The following is an 18,993-nucleotide window of genomic DNA, read 5'->3' as shown; positions in this document are numbered from 1 at the left end:
GGCACCCATCGGCCGCCGGGCAACGAGAACCAGGGGAATAAGAATGCAACAGGACATCCAGGTCACCATTGTGGGCTCAAGCAACGTGGACATCACCGCGTTGATGGCCCGCCTGCCCGGACCGGGAGAAACCGTGCTGGCAGATTCCTACCAGCTCTCGCCCGGCGGCAAGGGTGCCAACCAGGCGCTGGCCGCGCAGTTGGCCGGCGCAGCTACCGAATTCATCGGCGCGGTCGGCAACGACTCGCACGCCGGCATCGCTTTGGGACAGCTTGAGGAAGCCGGCGTCAAGCTGGATCGCGTCACCCGCGCCAGCGAGCCGACCGGCGTCGCCATCATCCAGGTGGACTCCGCTGCGGAGAACTCCATCGCCGTGGTCTCCGGAGCCAACTCGACGGTCACCGGTGAGGCAGTGCAGGCCGCCGGGAGCATCGAGGGCATCCTGGTGCTGCAGGGGGAAATCCCTGCCTCGGGCATCAAGGCAGCCATGGATGCCGCCACCGACCGCATCGTGCTCAACCTGGCGCCGGTGATCGAATTGGACCGCGAGTACCTGCTCAAGGCCAACCCGCTAGTGGTCAACGAGCATGAGGCAGAGGCCGTGCTGCAGCAGCTGAACCCGAACCGGAAGATGAAGTTCGAAAACCATTACGAGCGCCTCGCCGGGATGCTGGTGGATGAAGGCATCGACAGCGTGGTGATCACCCTCGGCGCCAACGGCTGCCTGGTCGCCGACCGCGCACCCTTGGAAAACGGCGGAGCGCAGGTTCGCGCGCTGCCCGCGGTGAAGGTCAAGGCCGTCGACACCACCGGTGCCGGCGACGCGTTCACCGGTGCGCTGGCCGCCCGCCTAGCCAATGGGGATGACTTGGCGCAGGCAGCGGAATTCGCCGGCAAGTTCGCGGCCCTGACGGTGCAGGCCCACGGAGCCCAGTCTTCCTACCCTCGTTCGCTTGAGAACCTCTAAGACAATTCACTAAGCAAAATTTGAAGGAAGCCTTCGTGCTGAAATCCGAAATTCTCAACGCGCCCTTATTAGGTGCGTTAGCCACCTGTGGCCACACGGATACTGTGGTCATCGCCGACTGCGGCCTGCCGATTCCAGAAGGGCCAGCGGTTATCGACTTGGCACTGGTTCAGGGGCTGCTCAGCTTCGAGCAGGTACTCGATGTACTGACCCGCAACATGGTGATCGAACACAGCACCTTGGCAACCGAGGCGAAGGGCGGCTCTGTCCAGGAACTTTGCGAGAGCAAGGGGTTGGAACCCGGGTTCATCTCCCATGAAGAGCTCAAAGCAGAATTGCCGGCAGCCAAGATCATCGTTCGTACCGGCGAATCGACCCCCTATGCCAACGTAATCTTGCACTGCGGAGTCGCTTTCTAGGCTGGCCGAGCTAGCTTGCAGCCAAGCGCTGTTCCTCCAACAATGCCGTCAACTCTTCAAGGGTTGGCGGCATTGCACCAGAACGGCGGACCGCCAGCGCCCCACCGGCCACCGCCCGTCGGCCCAGATGCTCCAGCTCGGCAGTCGACAGTTCGGCGCTCCCGTGGGCCAGCAAGCCGTAGAGCAGCGATGACATGAACGAGTCGCCGGCTCCGATGGTATCGGCCACTTCACTGCGCGCCGCCGTAATCCTCACCTGGTCGCTGCCGGTGGCCAACAGCGCCCCTTCGGCACCGAGCGTGAGAACAACCAAGATTGGGCCAAGCTCCAGAATCTCCTTGGACACTTGCTCCAATTCAAGCTGCGGATATAACCACTGGGCGTCTTCATCGCTGAGCTTCACGACATCGCACAAGGCGGCAGTTCGTTCAAAGGTCGTCAGTGCCTGACCGTGTTCGCCCACCAATGCCGGACGGATATTCGGATCATAGGTCACCAATGCGTGGCCCTTGGCTTGAGCTAGGAGAGCAGCTACCGCTGAGGCGCCAGGCTCGAGGAACGTGGCGATGGAGCCGGCATGCACGATCTTCGGCATGTGATCCAATGTGTGCGGCGCGAGGTCCCAGTTGATGTCAAACTCGTAGCGGGCTGAACCATCGGCAGCCAGCACCGCGGTCGCCGAGGCGGTGCGTTCCAGATTCAAGCACCCGGGCAGCAACTTGACGTTGGCGGTGCCCAGATGGTCCTGGATCATCGTGCCGAACTCGTCATCGCCCAGCGCAGTGAGCAATCCAGCGTCCACTCCGAGCCGTCCCAACCCAAAGGCCACATTGGCTGGGGAGCCGCCCGGATGGGCAACCGTGCCTTGTTTGGAAGCGACAATATCGATCAGGGCTTCGCCGATGACCAGGATCTCGTGGGAATCAGTGTTGGGGCTCGTGGCATTCATCAGGGATCTCTTTACTGTGCGAAATATGGCGGAAAAATGGGCACTGGGCACGGTGTGTTCTTCCGTGTCCAGTGCCCATGAATAGTGCTGGGCGTCAGCTGGCCTTAGGGAGTAGCTGCACCGGTCATGATCGCTACCGCGTCGGTCATGCTGTGCGACTGCGGGGTGATGGTGGCAGCGCACTTGCCTAGGCGCTGGATGTGGATCCGGTCAGCCACGTCAAAAACATGTGGCATGTTGTGGCTGATCAAGATCACCGGCAGGCCACGCTCACGCAGGTCGCGCACCAGCTGGAGCACCTGGATGGATTCGCGCACGCCCAGTGCCGCGGTGGGCTCATCGAGGACCACGACCTTGGAGCCGAAGGCAGCGGCACGAGCTACAGCCACTGCCTGGCGCTGGCCACCGGAGAGGTTTTCCACTGGAACGGTCACATCCTGCAGGGTGGAAATGCCCAGGCGTGTCAGCTCTTCGCGGGCCTGCTTGCGCATGCCCTTGCTATCGAGCATCCGCAAGACGCTGCCCAGCAGACCCGGCTTGCGGATCTCGCGGCCCAGGAACAGGTTGGATGCCACGTCCAAGGCGGGGGAGACCGCCAGGTTTTGGTACACGGTTTCAATGCCATGGGCACGCGCATCCTGCGGACGCTTGAAGGAGACCTGTTCGCCGGAAACGTAGAGTTCGCCGGAATCCGGGACCTCCGCTCCGGTCAAGCATTTGATCAAGGTGGACTTGCCGGCACCGTTATCACCGATGACCGCCAGCACCTCGCCGGGGTACAAATCAAGGCTCACACCGTCCAAGCCAACCACGCGGCCGAAGGTCTTGACCAGGTTGCGGGCCCGAAGGATTGGTTCGAGGGTTTCTGATTTGGGGGTAACTGAATCAGTCATGGTCATGACTTCGCCTTTCGAATCCACTGGTCAACCGACACAGCGACGATGATCAAGATGCCTACGGCCAGGGTCTGGTAGAGCACGTCCAGACCGGCCAGCGACAGGCCGTTGCGGAACACGCCGACAATCAATGCGCCGAGCAGGGTGCCCCAGACCGAACCGCGTCCGCCGAAGAGGCTGGTCCCGCCGATCACCACAGCGGTGATCGAGTCGAGGTTCAAATCCAAGCCCGCATTAGGGCTGGCCGAGTTGGTGCGACCGATCTGCAGCCAGGCGCAGATGGCCAGTACCGAACCGGCTGCGAGGTACACGCTCATCAGCACGCGGTTGACCGGGATGCCTGCCAGGCGGGCTGCTTCCTTGTCGTCGCCCACGGCGTAGACGTGGCGGCCCCAAGCGGTCTTGCCCAGGATGTAGGCGATCACCAGGTACAGGGCCAGCATGACGATCACGCCGGTGGAGATGCGCACCGAACCGATTGGGAAAGTGGTTCCGGTCCAGGTCATCAGGCCAGGCATGTCGCTGCCTCGTACAGTGGCACCGTGCGAGTACAGCAGCGTCAAAGCCAGATAGACGTTCAGCGTACCGAGAGTGACGATGAAGGGCGGCAGCTTGAAGCGTGTCACCAAGAAGCCGTTGATTGCACCCGTCGCAAGACCAGCCAGCAGACCGATCAGCAGAGCAAGAAGCGCTGGAATTCCTTGATTGACTGCCGTCTGAGCCATGACCATCGAAGCCAAAATCATGCCTGCGCCGACCGACAAATCAATGCCGGCGGTGAGGATGACCAAGGTCTGCGCGATGGCGATGGTGCCCACCACCGAAACCTGCTGGGTGATCAACGACAGGTTCTCTACACGCAGGAAACGCTCGTTGAGCAGTCCGAAGACAATCACCGAGATGATCAGCACGAGTGCCGGGCTTAAGGCGGGGTAGCGGTGCAGGGTTTGACGAATCTTGCCCAGCGTCGTTTGGCGGTCAAGGAATTCTTCGGCGAGGTCAGTTTTCCCGGCTTTGGGGGGACTGACGGTATTTTGCTGTGTCACGATAAATCCTGATCTTTTGGTAGATGCAATCCTCGGGGGCTACTTGCCCCAGCAGATCTTTGAAGCTTCGGCTGCGTCGATGCTCTCCACGCCACTGACCTTTTCTTCGGTCACGAGCTTGCTGCCGGTGTTGAAAAAGTCCAGACCTTCGGAGGTCTCTGGCTTCTCGCCGGTTTCGGCCAGCCTGGTGATCGCTTCGACACCCAGCTCAGCCATCTTCACCGGGTACTGCTGCGCAGTGGCATCGATGATGCCCTCCTTGACGTTGGAAACACCCGAGCAGCCACCGTCGATGGAGACCACGAGGGTGTCCTTCTCCTTGCCCGCGGACTTCAGCGCCTCGTAAGCGCCGGCAGCGGCTGGTTCGTTGATGGTGTAAACGACATTGATATCCGGGTTGGCAGCCAACAGGGTTTCCATTGCGGTGCGGCCGCCGTCTTCGGCGCCCTGGGATGCCTGGTTGCCTGCGATTTCGTAATCGCCGCCCTTGCCACCGGTGTACTTGCCCGACTTGGCTTCGTCGCCGTTGACCTTTTCGTCAGCGGTGTCGATGCCCAGGCCCTTGAGGAATCCTTGGTTACGGGTGTAGTCCACGGAGACGAGCTTGTCATCGAAGAGGTCGACCATGCCGATGACGGCCTTTTTGCCGTCCAGCTTCTCGGCGGTCCACCGGCCGATCTGCTCACCAGCGGCGAAGTTGTCGGTGGCGAAGGTGATGTCAGCGGCATCGGCAGGATCTGGCGGGGTGTCCAGTGCGATGACGTAGAGGCCGGCATCGCGGGCCTTCTTCAGCGCGTCGACCACCGAGGGGCCGTTCGGGGTGATCAAGATTCCCTTGTCGCCGTCGGAGATGGCGTTTTCGATGGCCTGGATCTGGGTGGCTTCGTCGCCATCGGATCTTCCGGCGGCCAGTTTCAGATCCACGCCGCTGGTTTCAGCTGCTTTCTTGGCGCCGTCCTGCATGGAAACGAAGAATGGGTTGGTGGTGGTTTTCACGATCAGCGAGACACCGACATTGCCGTCGTCCGATGCGTCTGCGGATGAATCACCCGAGCAGGCGGACAGCGACAGGGCGGCGAGCCCCAAGACTGCTCCTGCTGCCAACATGCGGGTGGTGCGGGTGCGACGAGTGGTGAAACTTACCATTTGGTGCTCCTTTGCGAGTGGGCTTCACTGATGCCCTGACAACGTGATCATGTAGAATGTAAGCTGGATCACAAACGGTAGTCAATAGAAAGAAGAAAAGATTTGACAACGATGTCAAAACCCAGTGTCGGCGGCGGGGCTAAAACCCGCCCAACTATGCGACATGTGGCAGCTTTGGCCGGCGTTGGCGTCAAAACTGTTTCACGCGTCATGAACGAGGAACCTGGAGTCTCTGAGTCCACCAGAGAGAAGGTTCTGCTCGCTTCAAAGCAGCTGAACTATGAATTGGATGTCACCGCCGGAAGCCTGCGCCGCTCAAGCAGGCGCACCCAAACGGTGGGCCTGTTGCTTCCCAGCGTCTCCAACCCATTCAGTGCCGAAATCCATCGGGCCATGGAAGATGCACTGAATCTGAAGGGCGTAGCAGTTTTTGCTGCCAGCCTGGACGATGAGCCCGAGCGTGAAGAGGCGATGGTCCGCGCGTTCCTCGGGCGCCGTGTTGACGGCATGGTGCTCACGCCCATCGCGAGCAATCAGGCTCATGTGATCCCGGAGCACTCCCGGGACTTGCCGGTGGTTTTCATTGACCGCGAACCGGCAGGTCTTACGGCGGACGCCGTGGTGACGGACAACGCCGTGGGTGGCGCCAAGGCGGCACGGCATTTATTCGACGTCGGACATCGGAAGATTGCTTATCTCGGTGACCGGACGGATATCCAAACAGCGCGGGAGCGTCGCCGGGGGTTCATCGACGCGCTGGGTGAACTTGGTGTTTCGACAGCCAGTGTTCCCGTGAGGGAGAACCTGCATGATGTTGAAAGCGCCCGGCTTGCAGCCGTTGAAATCCTCACCTCCGATGATCCGCCCACGGCCTTGTTCTCCAGCCAGAACCTTGTGACCTTCGGGTGCATGAGAGCCCTGCGCGAACTGGGGTTAAGCCACACAGTGGCACTGGTCGGATTCGATGACTTCACGCTCTCGGACATGATGGACCCGGGGGTTACCGTGATCGCCCAGCACCCGGAAAAGATCGGCGCGCTGGCTGCCGAGCGGCTCATGGCCAGGATTGAAGGCGATATCCAGCCGCCCAAAACCTACATTATTGAAACCACCTTGATCATTCGCGGCTCCGGGGAAATCCGGCCCGCAAGCTAATCGCCTCACCCGCTAGGAAGGACAATCCGTGGAGCAGAAGACCCTCTATGCAGAATTCACTGTCAAGGAAGGCAGTGAAGCACGCGTGGCAGAAATGATGAATGAACTTGCGCAGAAGGTGCGCGAAGAACCAGGGAATATCCTCTTCCTTCCCTACGTACGCGAAGAACGGCCACGCGAATACTTCGTCTTCGAGATCTACGCCGACGAGCAGGCATTCCAGGAGCACATTACGGCCGACTACGGTGCGGTCTTCAATGGCGAACTCGCCGAGCATATCGAAGGTGACGCCTCGGAATTGACCTGGCTTCGCCCGGTCGAATAGCAAGTTGTAAAGCCAGGACAAAGCCTCGCCAGCGGTGGCTGGTGGGGCTAATTGTCATGCCAAAAATAGCCTCTGACCTGTAAAATAATACTTTTTGGGGACTCTTGAATTGTCTGCTGGACTTCGCTTACAGTCCTTGCTGTCGACAACGTTGTCTACAACGTCGCCCTTCAACTAGAGAGTCCAGCAATGCCTCAATGTACTGCTCGAACTAAGCAATCGATCTCGCTTGTCACCGCCGCCAGCCTGTGCTTGGGCGCGGGGCTAATCAGCGCTATGCCAGCTGCCGCCGCAGAACTGGGTGATGAACCCTACCGCCCCGGGATCCACTTCAGCCCAGAAAAGAACTGGATGAACGACCCCAACGGCATGGTTTATTACAAGGGCGTCTACCACCTGTACTTCCAGCACAATCCCAAAGGCAATGTTTGGGGAAACATGTCCTGGGGGCACGCCACTTCCAAAGACCTGGTGCACTGGGAACAACAGCCCCTGGCCATTGCGGGCGATGCAGAAGAAGACGTATTCTCGGGCAGCGTTGTCGTCGACGCCAATAACACCTCAGGGCTTGGCACCGCCAAGAATCCGCCACTGATTGCCGTCTACACCAGCGCATTCAAGGCAGGATCCGAACATGCCGGACTGCAAGCGCAATCCCTGGCCTACAGCCTGGATGACGGGCAGACCTGGACCAAATACAAGAACAACCCAGTGCTCAACCGCAACTCGGCCAACTTCCGCGACCCCAAAGTCTTCTGGTACACCGGCAAAGACGGCCAGGGCTACTGGGTGATGACGGCGGTGGAAGCCACCGATCACAAGGCCGTGCTCTACAAGTCCAAGAACCTCAAGGACTGGACCAAGCTCAGCGAATTCGGCCCGGCCAACGCCACCGGCGGCGTCTGGGAATGCCCGGATCTGTTCCCGCTGGCAGTCGATGGCGACCCGAACAACGTCAAATGGGTCATGGTCATCAACATGAACCCGGGCGGCGTCTCCGGTGGTTCCGCTGGCCAATACTTCGTCGGCGACTTCGACGGCACCACCTTCACCTCGGAATCCACCAAGCCAGCGCCAACCATGCCCGAGGGTGAACTGCTCGCCGGGTTCAATGACGGCACCTACGACGGCTGGAGCGTCACCAACGATCCGAACAGCGACCAGGCAGGGCCCTTCGGAACCAAGCCAGTGGCCGGAACCGTTCCGGGGCAACAAGAAGTCACCGGCTACCAGGGCGCAGGACTGGTGAATTCCTTCCTTGGCTTTGACCAGCCAACAGGCACCATGCTCTCCGACCCGTTCATCGTAGACCACGACTACCTGAACTTCCTGGTCGGTGGCGGCAAGCATGCACGCGTCAGCGACAAGCGGGATAACAAGGCCCCGGCAGGCGACTTGCTCTTCGAGGGATTCGAAGTCCCAGAAGGCTCCGACCTGTCAGAATTCGGCTGGAGTGGAACCGGCTCGCTGGTTCCAGAGAACCTGCCCTTCGCCGGCGGCGGCAACATGGCCATCGGTAGCCATGTCATCAACACCTGGGAAGCCGGCGGTGGCGGCGATGACCTGACGGGCACCGCAACGTCACCGGAATTCACCATCACCAAGCAGCGGATCGGCATGCTGATCGGCGGCGGACACCGGCGCAACGATCCAAGCCAAAAACTTGAAGTCCAGCTGATGGTCAACGGCGACGTGGTCCAGTCCCTGGCCGGTGACAACGCTGGTGCGATGAACTGGAAGTCCTTCGACACCGCCAGCTATGCAGGGCAGAAAGCCCAGATCCGGGTCGTGGACCAGGCCACCGGCGGCTGGGGCCACCTGACCCTGGATCACCTCGTGCAAACCGATGAAGAAGTCGTTCCGCGCTCCGATGAAACCACCGTCAACCTGGTGGTGGATGACAAGACGGTGCGTACGGCCACGGGTACGGACAGCGAGAGCCTGGACTTTGCCTCATGGAACGTGAAGGAATTCGCCGGCAAGCAGGCCCAAATCGAAATTGTCGATAACAACAAGGAAGGCTGGGGCCACATCCTGGCCGACGAATTCACCCAGTCCAATACCGCGGCCAAGTCATCCCTGGAGAACTATGACTGGCTGGACTACGGGCGCGACTACTATGCGACCGTGTCCTTCGGCAACATGCCACAGGACCAGCGCATCATGCTGGGATGGATGAACAACTGGGACTACGCCAACGACATTCCAACCTCGCCATGGCGAAGCGCCATGACGCTGCCGCGCAAGGTGGGCCTGACTCAAACCGCTGATGGTCCCCGTTTGACCCAGGCGCCAGTGACACAGGTCAACAAGCTGAGTCGCAAGACAAAATACAGGGAAAACAACAAGACAATCGTTCAGGGGACACGCATCCTGCCACCGCAAGCGGCTGGATCTATCGCGCAAGTTGACGTGGTCCTTGATCCCGGCACCGCCACGACCTCGGGCATCACTGTTCATGGCGATGCCAACAGCTCCACGGTGATCGGTTACGACGCGGACAGCAAAAAGGTCTATGTTGACCGTAGCAATTCGGGCAATGTCGGATTCCATCCTTCCTTTGCCTCGGTTGAAGAGATGCCCGTCAAGTTGAACAGTAAAGGGGAAGTGACCCTGCGGATTTACCTTGACCGTTCTTCGGTAGAAGTCTTCGCGCAGAACGGTCAGCGAACTCTGACCGATCAGGTCTTCCCGAATGCGGGGGCCGACCAGCTTGGCGTCTTCGCCAACGGTGGCACGGCGAAGCTGAAGTCGCTGAAGGTGACCGAGCTGCAGCCGTCGATGTTCACCTTGGCAACGAAGTAGGACAGCAGCTGCAGCAAACACGGTGGATGCTCTCACGTCGCACAGGACGTGGCAGCATCCACCGTGTTGCTTAAAGCCGCAGCACAGCCTCAAGATCTAGAATCGAGAACATGGGCCCGAACGCAGGAAAAACTGATGGAACAACCACTTTCTCTCGCGTTGCCCCAGAAGCCGGATTGCTGCTCGGGGCCGGACGAGCGATATTGATGCAACTGGCCCACCCCCAAATCGGCACCGCTATCGCCCAGCACTCCGACTTCGCCAGCAACCCGCTCAGTCGCCTCATACATACGCTCGGCTATATCTACGCCTTGAGCAACGGCACTGCCGAACAGCAACGCACGATGATTGATTACGTCAACAAGGCGCATCAGGACGTCCGTGGAACCCGCAACGAAACCGCTGGGACTCCGGCCTATTCGGCCCTGGACCCCCGGCTTCAACTCTGGGTTGCCGCCACCCTCTTCGACTCGGCACGTGTCATCGCGGAGCAGATCTTGAGCGACGACCTCGCCCACGATGAAGGGCTATATCAGCACTATTCGCTGCTGGGTGATGCCCTGCAGATGCCGGTGGACTATTGGCCCGCAACGCTGCACGACTTCGACCTCTATTTGGAGAAGACGCTGGCAACGGCGAGAGTCACCGATCAAACCCGCCAGCTTGCCGAAGAACTTTTTACCGCGCCCGAGGCACCGTGGTGGATTCGAGCCGGCCTGCCGCTGATGCGGGACGTCACCATTGCCCAGCTGCCGGCAGCGGTGCGCGAGGCGTTCGGGTTTGAATTGGGCGAGAAGGTACTCCGGCGCAACAACAGGACAATTGCTGTTGTACGATTCGCCACCCGCTGGCTGCCCAGAGCGATCAGGCACCTTCCGATGAAGCTGATGCTCAGGCATGTGGATCGGATGAACCACAGCTAGCGCAGGTCAGTCAGCATCCTTCGCCTGTTTCGGACGCAGGATGCGCGGCAGTGCCACCAGCAGGAACAAGGTCACGACGACTAGCCCGCCGCCAACGGATGCGCCTAGTTGCCAGCCGAACAGTACCTGCAGGACAAACCAGACGCAGCCAGAGACCAGCAGGCCTACGCCGATGCCCACGATTTTCATCACAGCATGTCCGAGGCTGACTGTCTGTTCCTTGAGCCGCTGGCCGAAGAAAAATCGGTGGACTGCAACCGGGGTGATCATCAGGAGGATCAGCAGTGTCGCCGCGACCAAGAGCACGATGTAGATCATCTCTTCCGGCCGGTTCAGCATGTTGAATCGAGCTTGGAAAGGGAGAACTACCAGGAATGCTGCGAGGATCTGCACACCGGTTTGCATGACGCGCATTTCTTGGAGCAGTTCGTTCCACTGACGGTGCGCGGCACCATCGCTGGTGTCCGGGTGGGACCGTGTATTCATCGGAAAGACTCCTAGACTCGGCTCGGTGTGGATTGGCTTGCTACTGATCACTTGAACTATGCCAACACTAGGTCGAACAGGCAATAACCAAAGAGTGGGCACGTCCAAAATGTCGGAGCCGCAGCCTTCATTGGGCACAGCGGGTTGGATAGAAAGGCGGCGAAGACGATGGCACAAGGTACCGGTTCCGAAGGAAGCCTTCCCGAATGGATGATTTCTTCCCAGATCTCCGTGGATGCTTTGGATATGCCCAGCCGAGGCATCAAATGGTGCGATTGCGGAGAGGACCATGAACTGACGGAAGACTTCGTTTTCAGTACTTTAATCGATATCGGCCTGCAGCCTACTCGCATGCTGACTCACCCGGAACGGGTCCAGCTCACCGCAGCGGTATGGAACTACGAAGAAGTCTGCCGCTTCTTCGAACTGGCGGTGGAAGATTCCGCCAAAGCCATGCACGGTGGTGTCGACGAGTTCTACCCGCTTCGGCATACCCTGCAGATTGTCGGTTACTTCTCCAAGACCCGGCAAGGATGCCCCGAAACGGTCTGCCAGCTATAGGGTCTCGACTCTCATTTCATGCAAAAACGGCTTCATGGCAATGAAGTCCATTGCCATGAAGCTGTTGAGCGATCAAGCTGTTCCGCGTTGCTGGTTAGTGGCCGCGTAGCTGTGCGAACGGGGGAGTCTGCACATCCGCGGCGACAGCCTCGGCAGGATCATCACCCAGGTGGATGATCCGGTTATCGGCATCCACATGCACCACGCTGGGCACGTAGCTGCGCGCCTCGGCATCTTCCATCTGCGCGTAGCTGATCAGGATGACCAGATCCCCTGGGTGCACCAGGTGCGCGGCCGCGCCGTTGATGCCGATAACCCCGCTGCCAGGCTCGCCGGCAATGGTGTAGGTTTCCAGACGTGCGCCGTTGGTGATGTCGACGATGCTGACCAGTTCACCGGGCAGGATATCCGAGGCTTCGAGCAGCTCAGAGTCAACGGTGACCGAGCCTACGTAGTGCAGGTCAGCCTGGGTGACAGTCGCCCGGTGGATCTTGGACTTGAACATGGTGCGTTGCATTAGATGATTCTTTCACGCGAGGTAAGTGGTTTCCCGGTATCCAAGTTTACGCCCCTTGCCCGCAGAAGCCCCAGCAATGTCCGGCACCCCACACAGTGGCCCTCGAACAGCTACTTCGCCAGATGGGTTTCCAGCACGCGATGCACTTCGCCGGTAGCCAGCAATTCGCAGGCCGCTTCCAGCTCGGCAGAGAGGAAACGGTCTTCGCCTGGACCTGCGACTTTGCTGCGCAGCAGCTCCAGCACGGCACCGGTGGCCGGGCCCGGCTGCAATGGCTTGCGCAGGTCCAGCGCACGGCCGGCAATCAGCATTTCAATGGCGAGGATGCGGCGTAGGTTGCCCACCGCGGTGCGCAATTTGCGGGCCGCATGCCAGCCCAGGGAAACATGGTCCTCCTGCATTGCCGATGACGGAATGGAATCCACGCTCGCCGGTACGGCCAAGCGCTTATTCTCGGCAACCAATCCTGCTTGGGTGTACTGGGCGATCATCATGCCCGAGTCCACGCCCGGGTCATCGGCAAGGAAAGCCGGCAGGTCGCGGGACCGGGCTGGGTCGAGCATGCGGTCGGTGCGGCGTTCGGCAATGGAACCCAGATCTGCAACCGCGATGGCCAGGAAATCCAGGACGTAGGCGACCGGAGCGCCGTGGAAGTTGCCGTTGGAGGTGACCTCGCCCGATGGCAGGACCACTGGGTTGTCGATGGACGCCGCCAGTTCGCGGGTGGCAACCAGGCGGGCGTGGGCGATGGTGTCGCGCACGGCGCCGGTCACCTGTGGTGAGCAGCGCAGCGAGTAGGCATCCTGCACCCGGCCGTCGCCTTCGCGGTGCGAGGCGACAATGGGGGAACCGGAAAGGAAGTTGTACATGTTCGCCGCGCTGCGGCCCTGTCCCGGGTGCGGGCGCAGCGGCTCGTGCAGTTCGGCGCGGAAGACCTGGTCGGTGCCCATCTGGGCTTCGACGCTCATGGCCGCGGTGGCATCGGCAATGTCTGCGAGCTCTTCGAGATCTGCCAGTGCCATCAGCAGCTGGCCGAGCATGCCGTCGGTGCCGTTGACCAGCGCCAGGCCTTCCTTCTCCGCCAGTTCGACAGGCTGAATTCCTGCCTCTGCGAGGAGTTCCGGCACAGAGCGCTGCACGCCCTCGCGGTCGGCGGCTTCGCCTTCGCCCATCAGGACCAAGGCGCAGTGGGAGAGCGGAGCAAGATCGCCCGAGCAACCCAGCGAACCGTATTCGCGGACCACAGGGGTGATGCCGGCGTTGAGCAGTCCAACCATGGTCTCCAGCACGACCGGGCGGACGCCGGTGCGGCCGGAGGCCAGGGTCTTGGCGCGCAGGAACATCAGCGCACGCACCACTTCTCGCTCCACCGGTTCCCCCATGCCGGCTGCGTGCGAGCGGATCAGCGAACGCTGCAGCTTGGCGCGGTCCTCGGGCGCGATATGGCGGGTAGCCAAGGCGCCGAAACCGGTGGAAATGCCATAGACCGGGGTGTCGGCCGAGGCGAGGGCATCGATGTGGGCGCGAACCGTGGCCAGTTCTTCGAGGACCTGTGGTGCGATGCGGATCTGCGCGTTGTGCCGTGCTACCGCAATGACGTCATCGGCGGTGGCGCCAGCCAGGTCGAGGGTTACGTTCGGGGAAGCAGTCATGGTGTTCAATCCGTTCTCTGCGCTGCAATGAGGTCTCTAAACTCCATTGTTCGGCAGAACGGGATGGCACGGCATCGATAATCGGGTCATCTGTCCGAAATGCCAGACAGCGCCACGGAGGCAGAAGGGAACGGACCGCAAATGGCATGCCAATCGCGGTCCGTTGAAAATTCCGGGTTCTAGAAGGTGATGCCTTCGAAGGCGTCCTCGCCGAACTTGTTCGACGAACCGTTGTCAGTGAACTTGGCGTTCTCGTTGAGGGATGCGGCCGAATTACCGATGCCGCTAAAAGTTGCCTGCTTGATATTCTTGACCGCTGCGATATTTCCGATGCCGCTTAGCTCGAGGTTCGTGATGTGCGGAGCGACGATCATGTTTCCGTCTCCAGAGACGGTGACGTTTTCACAATCACCGACGAGCTTGAGCATTTGGCCCATGTCGGTGATATCCATGCTGCCCGTGCATCTGACTTCGGTCGCTTGCGCATCGAGGAAATCATAGACGGACTGGAACGAGCTGTCCGCAGGTGATTTCGGAACATTAGGCGTGCCGGTAGCCGCGCCCTCCGAGGCCTTGGCGCTCGGGGTGACGGTACCTTCGATGGGACCAGCGTTCTCCGGAGCCTTGGTCTCTTCGTTGGAGGATTCAATGCTCACGCAACCTGACAGCGCTACGGCAAGGAATCCAACCGCCAGCGGGCCAGCGAAGCGATTGGCAATTTTCGAGAACATTTACATCCTGTCAGTCGAACCGGCCAGCACATTCGGATACACGGTGCCTATATCCATTCTGCGTCGAACAGCAATTAATAACCAACGGGAGTGGCAGAGGAACGAACGAATATTCAGGTCTGGGAGACCCAACCCGAGAAGATCTGCTGGCGATTCTGCGTCGCAAAAAGAATAATCGCTTCACCAGTTGCCCGGTGCAAGCAGTGAAGCGATTACAAGTGCCCAACTGCAGAATGGGCCACAAATCTGGCTAGCAGGAGGACCTGCCGAGCTGCAAGCTCCCTAGGACTCTTGGCCTTGTTCTTGGGAACCAAACTGGCTTTCTTCGTTGCCGTACGCCTGGCCAGACTGGCTATCGCCCAAGGATTCCTGCCCCGAGTTGCTGCTGCCGTAAGACTGGCCCTCGTCCTTTCCGGATGATTCTTGGCTGGATTCGTTGTCGCCGCAGTAGGATCCTCCTTGGCTTTCGCCGCTGAATGATTCCTGGCCGGATTCGTTTCCGCCTCCAAAGGACTGCTGTTCTGACGGCTGGCTTTCAAATCCGCCATTGCTTCCTGAATCGAAATCTGAATTGGACTGGCTCTCATAGCCTTCAGATTCGTTGTTGTCGAAGTTCCCGAATTGCTCGTTTGCATCCCGCTCAGACATGTCGTCCTCCGTGGATCGGTGATTCCTGACGTGCCTAGGGCTAGGTGCCTGAAGGTGCTTGCTCAAGCTTTCCGGGAAGCTCTGAGCAGCTGGCAACCTGCAGATAATGCAATCCCCATGCAACTTGCAGAGACAGGCCAACATCCACCAAGTTGTGCTGCGACTGGAGCTGGCTCCAGCCAATTCCGTGAATCCGAAAGGCAGGCAGCATGGCTCGCGCTGGGATTGCAGGAGAACCTCGGCACGAGAGAAGAGAAAGCTGGACGTTGCCCGAAAGAAAGATCCACTCGTTCGGAATCGGGGTGCCAAGTCGATAGTGTCAAAAGTGGGACACCGAGAAAGGTCTTGCCCCAAGCGTCCATGACAACGTAAGGAGAAGCATTGGCTAATTCGAAGAATACTCCAGCGAAGAAAACCGATCGCGAGAACGCAGAGAATGGCTTCGTGGCCCCGGAGGTGCTGCGCGATTCCTTGCAGACCGTGCTGGTCCAGCTGCTGGATCTGCAGTTGGTAGGCAAGCAGATCCACTGGAATGTTGTCGGTCCCAACTTCCGCGACCTGCATCAGAACCTTGACGAAATCGTTGATATCGCACGTCGCGGTTCCGACGAAATCGCCGAGCGGATGCGCGCATTGCATGCCACTCCCGATGGGCTGGCGGCAACGGTCACAAAGTACACCAAGTTGGAACAACCGGTGAACACCGAAATCCTCACGACTAATGCAGTGGACATGGTTGTCAAGGCGTTGCAGACAACCGTGGGCGTCATGCGCGAGGTCCATGATCCGGTAGACGAGGCGGATCCAACTACGGCCGACATCCTGCACCAGTACATTGCGGATCTGGAACAGCAGGCATGGTTCATCAGTGCCGAAACCCGCAAGCCATAGTGCCGGAAGTGATGACCAGCAATTAGATGACAATAGCTTGAGGCGCCACCTCGGTGGCGCCTCAAGCTGATTTAAAAGGGTGCTACTTCTCCTGCGCTGCCATCGGAATGCGCACTCCGCGCTCGGCGGCGACCTCGGCGGCACGTTCGTATCCGGCATCCACGTGGCGGATGACGCCCATGCCCGGATCATTGGTGAGCAGCGCTTCGAGCTTCGCGGCAGCCAGTTCGCTGCCATCAGCCAAGGAAACCTGGCCGGCGTGGATGGAACGGCCCATGCCGACGCCGCCGCCATGATGGATCGATACCCACGAGGCACCGGAGCTGGTGGCGGTCAGCGCGTTCAGCAGCGGCCAGTCGGCCACGGCATCGCTGCCGTCCTTCATGGCCTCGGTCTCGCGGTATGGCGATGCTACCGAACCTGAATCCAGGTGGTCGCGGCCGATGACGATCGGAGCGGACACCTTGCCTTCGGCCACCAGCCGGTTGAACAGCAGGCCCGCCTTGTGGCGCTCGCCGTAGCCCAGCCAGCAGATGCGCGCCGGCAGGCCTTCGAATTCCACATGCTTCTCGGCGGCATCGAGCCAGCGGTGCAGGTGCTCGTTCTCCGGGAACAATTCCTTCAGCGCCTGGTCGGTGACCTTGATGTCTTCCGGATCTCCGGACAGTGCGACCCAGCGGAATGGGCCCAGTCCCTCGCAGAACAGCGGGCGGATGTAGGCAGGGACGAAGCCCGGGAATTCGAAGGCGCGGGTGAAGCCGCCCTTGCGCGCCTCGTCGCGGATCGAGTTGCCGTAGTCGAAGACTTCGGCGCCTGCATCCTGGAACCCGACCATGGCCTCGACATGCGCGGCCATCGCGGCCTGCGACTTCTTGGTGAAGCCCACCGGATCCGCTTCGGCTTCGGCGTGCCACTGCTCCATGGTGTATTCCACCGGCAGGTAGCTCAGCGGATCGTGGGCGCTGGTCTGGTCGGTGACGATGTCGAAGGCGAATTCGCCGGCTTTGTGGCGCTTGAGCAGTGCCGGGAAGACCTCTGCGGCGTTGCCGACGTAGCCCACCGACAGCGGACGTCCCTCGGCCTTTGCGGCCAGCACCTTCTCCAGGGCCTTGTCCAGATCCAGCTCGACCTCGTCGAGGTAGCGCTTGGATGCACGGCGGCGCAGGCGGGTTTCATCGACGTCGACAATCAGCACGGCACCGCCATTGAGGGTTACCGCAAGCGGCTGGGCGCCGCCCATTCCGCCGCAACCGCCGGTCAGGGTCAAGGTGCCGGCCAGCGTGCCGTTGAAGCGCTTCTTGGCGATCGCGGCGAATGTCTCGTAGGTGCCCTGCAAGATGCCTTGGGTGCCAATGTAGATCCAGGACCCTGCGGTCATCTGGCCATACATCATCAGGCCTTCGGCTTCGAGCTTGCGGAAGTGCTCCCAGTCGGCCCAGTCGCCAACGAGGTTGGAGTTGGCAATCAGCACCCGCGGCGCCCACTTATTGGTCTTGAAGACGCCCACGGGCTTGCCGGACTGCACCAGCAGCGTTTCGTTCTCTTCCAGATCCTTGAGCGTCTCGACAATGGCGTCGAATGCTTCCCAGGAACGGGCCGCCTTGCCGGTTCCGCCGTAGACCACGAGATCCTCGGGGCGTTCGGCAACTTCCGGATCCAAGTTGTTCATCAGCATGCGCAGTGGGGCCTCGGTGGCCCAGGACTTGGCGGTCAGTTCGGTGCCGCGCGGGGCGCGGACGACTCGTGGTTCGTGGCTCATGGCAATTCCTTAAGATGTAACGTAGCTAACTGATTCCATCATTGGCCATGAGCCATGGGTTGGACACCGGAGAATCGGCAGAGCTGTCCGGTATATCAGATTCATAGGAATTTACGGGTGCGTTCGGCTGTCATCTGGTTCAGATCAGCGCCAGCGCGCTGCTCTCGATCTCCTGCGGTCTAGGCAGGACGCTTGCCCTGCACCCGCGAGGTGATCGCCGCCGCGGTGGCGCGGATCTGGGCCAGCAGGGCCTCCCGCTTCTCTTCGGGAACCCGGTCAGCCAGGAAGGTGACGGCCACAGCAGCCACCGGCCAATCATTGGAGTCCCGGATTTCCATCGCCAGCGAGTGGAAATCCGGGGTGACATCCCCGCGCTCCACTGCGTAGCCGCGCTGCGTGCTCTGCTCCAGCTCGCGGCGCAATTGCGCGTAACTGGAGATCGATGATTCGGCCACGCGCTCAGAGAAGCTGGCGGCGCTGGGGTAGAGCGCACGGACCTGCGATTTGGGCAGCGCTGCGAGAATGGCCCGGCCTGAGGCGGTCAGATGCGAGGGCAGGCGGACACCCACGTCGGTGACCAGCGATGGGCGGCCCTTGGCGCGTTCCTCGACGATGTAGAGCACGTCCGAACCGTGTAGCACTGCCAGGTGCGCGCTTTCACCGACCTTGTCGACCAGCTGGGCAATCAGCGGAGCGCCCAGCCGGGCCAGCGGTTCCTGGCGGGTATAGGCGCTGGACAGCTCGAACGCCGAGACCCCCAAACCGTAGGACTTGTCCTCTGGATAGTGGCTGATGAATCCGTGTTCCAGCATCACGTTCAGCAGCTGGTAGACGCTGGAGCGGGGAAGCTCCAGCAGCGTGGCGATCATCGCCGCCGGGGTAGGGGTCTTCCGGCTGGCCAGCAGCCTGAGGATCCGCAAGGTGTTGTCGGCGGCTGGAACCTTGCTCCCCATGGGGCCTCCTCGATGAATAAGGCAAATGCACTGCTAAGGAACTCTAGCAACCTGATCTGCATTTTTCGCGCTGCATCCAAGCCGCCCCGGCAGGACACGCCAGCAAAACACCTTCACCCACCTGGATGAAATGAAAAGCCGCTGGGATCAGCGCCTTTTCCAGG

The 18,993-nt window shown here is 60.5% G+C and carries 19 protein-coding genes; 8 read left to right on the top strand and 11 right to left on the bottom strand.

Going from position 1 to position 18,993, the window contains the following annotated elements:
* The first annotated feature begins 43 nt into the window (after nucleotides 1-43).
* A complete protein-coding gene (locus JOE62_RS14745) occupies nucleotides 44-967 on the top strand; it encodes a ribokinase (protein ID WP_204722934.1) in 924 nt (307 codons plus the stop codon).
* A 35-nt stretch (nucleotides 968-1,002) separates the two neighbouring features.
* Nucleotides 1,003-1,386: a D-ribose pyranase gene (rbsD, locus tag JOE62_RS14740; protein WP_061956519.1), complete on the top strand. Its 384-nt coding sequence runs from the start codon at nucleotides 1,003-1,005 to the stop codon at nucleotides 1,384-1,386.
* A 10-nt stretch (nucleotides 1,387-1,396) separates the two neighbouring features.
* Here the strand turns inward: rbsD and JOE62_RS14735 are convergent, their stop codons facing one another.
* The 4 genes from JOE62_RS14735 to JOE62_RS14720 all read right to left on the bottom strand — a co-directional run bounded on the left by JOE62_RS14735 (nucleotide 1,397) and on the right by JOE62_RS14720 (nucleotide 5,423).
* Complete coding sequence (locus JOE62_RS14735) at nucleotides 1,397-2,335, bottom strand: carbohydrate kinase family protein (RefSeq protein ID WP_204722933.1); 939 nt, start codon at nucleotides 2,333-2,335, stop codon at nucleotides 1,397-1,399.
* A 104-nt stretch (nucleotides 2,336-2,439) separates the two neighbouring features.
* Complete coding sequence (locus JOE62_RS14730) at nucleotides 2,440-3,228, bottom strand: ATP-binding cassette domain-containing protein (protein WP_420842184.1); 789 nt, start codon at nucleotides 3,226-3,228, stop codon at nucleotides 2,440-2,442.
* A gap of 2 nt (nucleotides 3,229-3,230) precedes the next feature.
* Entirely contained in the window at nucleotides 3,231-4,277 is a 1,047-nt protein-coding gene (locus tag JOE62_RS14725) for an ABC transporter permease subunit (RefSeq protein WP_204722931.1), read from the bottom strand.
* A 39-nt stretch (nucleotides 4,278-4,316) separates the two neighbouring features.
* On the bottom strand, nucleotides 4,317-5,423 hold the full coding sequence (locus tag JOE62_RS14720) for a substrate-binding domain-containing protein (RefSeq protein WP_204722930.1): 1,107 nt from the start codon (nucleotides 5,421-5,423) through the stop codon (nucleotides 4,317-4,319).
* 156 nt (nucleotides 5,424-5,579) lie between these two features.
* On the opposite strand from JOE62_RS14720, the gene JOE62_RS14715 reads away from it, so the two are divergent.
* The 4 genes from JOE62_RS14715 (at nucleotide 5,580) to JOE62_RS14700 (ending at nucleotide 10,631) form a co-directional block, all read left to right on the top strand.
* Complete coding sequence (locus tag JOE62_RS14715) at nucleotides 5,580-6,578, top strand: LacI family DNA-binding transcriptional regulator (RefSeq protein ID WP_204722929.1); 999 nt, start codon at nucleotides 5,580-5,582, stop codon at nucleotides 6,576-6,578.
* 28 nt (nucleotides 6,579-6,606) lie between these two features.
* A complete protein-coding gene (locus JOE62_RS14710) occupies nucleotides 6,607-6,903 on the top strand; it encodes a putative quinol monooxygenase (protein ID WP_172511471.1) in 297 nt (98 codons plus the stop codon).
* A gap of 189 nt (nucleotides 6,904-7,092) precedes the next feature.
* Entirely contained in the window at nucleotides 7,093-9,708 is a 2,616-nt protein-coding gene (locus JOE62_RS14705) for a GH32 C-terminal domain-containing protein (RefSeq protein ID WP_420842183.1), read from the top strand.
* A gap of 110 nt (nucleotides 9,709-9,818) precedes the next feature.
* Nucleotides 9,819-10,631, top strand: coding sequence for an oxygenase MpaB family protein (locus JOE62_RS14700; RefSeq protein WP_204722928.1), 813 nt, complete (start codon nucleotides 9,819-9,821; stop codon nucleotides 10,629-10,631).
* A gap of 6 nt (nucleotides 10,632-10,637) precedes the next feature.
* Here the strand turns inward: JOE62_RS14700 and JOE62_RS14695 are convergent, their stop codons facing one another.
* Entirely contained in the window at nucleotides 10,638-11,117 is a 480-nt protein-coding gene (locus JOE62_RS14695; protein ID WP_058256375.1) for a DUF6328 family protein, read from the bottom strand.
* 168 nt (nucleotides 11,118-11,285) lie between these two features.
* On the opposite strand from JOE62_RS14695, the gene JOE62_RS14690 reads away from it, so the two are divergent.
* Nucleotides 11,286-11,678 (top strand): hypothetical protein, encoded by a 393-nt coding sequence (locus JOE62_RS14690; RefSeq protein WP_204722927.1) that lies wholly within the window; start codon nucleotides 11,286-11,288, stop codon nucleotides 11,676-11,678.
* A gap of 94 nt (nucleotides 11,679-11,772) precedes the next feature.
* On the opposite strand, the gene panD is transcribed toward JOE62_RS14690, so the two are convergent.
* From panD to JOE62_RS14670, 4 genes are all read right to left on the bottom strand, one after another.
* Entirely contained in the window at nucleotides 11,773-12,195 is a 423-nt protein-coding gene (panD, locus tag JOE62_RS14685) for an aspartate 1-decarboxylase (protein WP_058256373.1), read from the bottom strand.
* Between the two features lie 110 nt (nucleotides 12,196-12,305).
* A complete protein-coding gene (hutH, locus tag JOE62_RS14680; protein WP_204722926.1) occupies nucleotides 12,306-13,847 on the bottom strand; it encodes a histidine ammonia-lyase in 1,542 nt (513 codons plus the stop codon).
* A gap of 179 nt (nucleotides 13,848-14,026) precedes the next feature.
* On the bottom strand, nucleotides 14,027-14,578 hold the full coding sequence (locus JOE62_RS14675) for a DUF3060 domain-containing protein (protein WP_204722925.1): 552 nt from the start codon (nucleotides 14,576-14,578) through the stop codon (nucleotides 14,027-14,029).
* 282 nt (nucleotides 14,579-14,860) lie between these two features.
* Entirely contained in the window at nucleotides 14,861-15,226 is a 366-nt protein-coding gene (locus JOE62_RS14670; RefSeq protein ID WP_204722924.1) for a hypothetical protein, read from the bottom strand.
* A 381-nt stretch (nucleotides 15,227-15,607) separates the two neighbouring features.
* Between JOE62_RS14670 and JOE62_RS14665 the strand changes: the two genes are divergently transcribed.
* Entirely contained in the window at nucleotides 15,608-16,117 is a 510-nt protein-coding gene (locus JOE62_RS14665) for a Dps family protein (RefSeq protein WP_038990915.1), read from the top strand.
* A gap of 82 nt (nucleotides 16,118-16,199) precedes the next feature.
* On the opposite strand, the gene hutU is transcribed toward JOE62_RS14665, so the two are convergent.
* Both hutU and JOE62_RS14655 read right to left on the bottom strand, forming a co-directional pair.
* Nucleotides 16,200-17,876 carry a urocanate hydratase gene (gene hutU / locus JOE62_RS14660; protein ID WP_204722923.1) on the bottom strand — a complete coding sequence of 559 codons (1,677 nt, stop codon included), beginning with the start codon at nucleotides 17,874-17,876 and terminating at the stop codon, nucleotides 16,200-16,202.
* A gap of 179 nt (nucleotides 17,877-18,055) precedes the next feature.
* On the bottom strand, nucleotides 18,056-18,829 hold the full coding sequence (locus JOE62_RS14655) for an IclR family transcriptional regulator (RefSeq protein ID WP_204722922.1): 774 nt from the start codon (nucleotides 18,827-18,829) through the stop codon (nucleotides 18,056-18,058).
* Nucleotides 18,830-18,993 lie beyond the last annotated feature (164 nt).

It is taken from the genome of Glutamicibacter nicotianae, assembly GCF_016907615.1.
GTDB lineage: Bacteria > Actinomycetota > Actinomycetes > Actinomycetales > Micrococcaceae > Glutamicibacter > Glutamicibacter nicotianae.
This window is presented reverse-complemented; position numbering and strand designations above follow the sequence as displayed.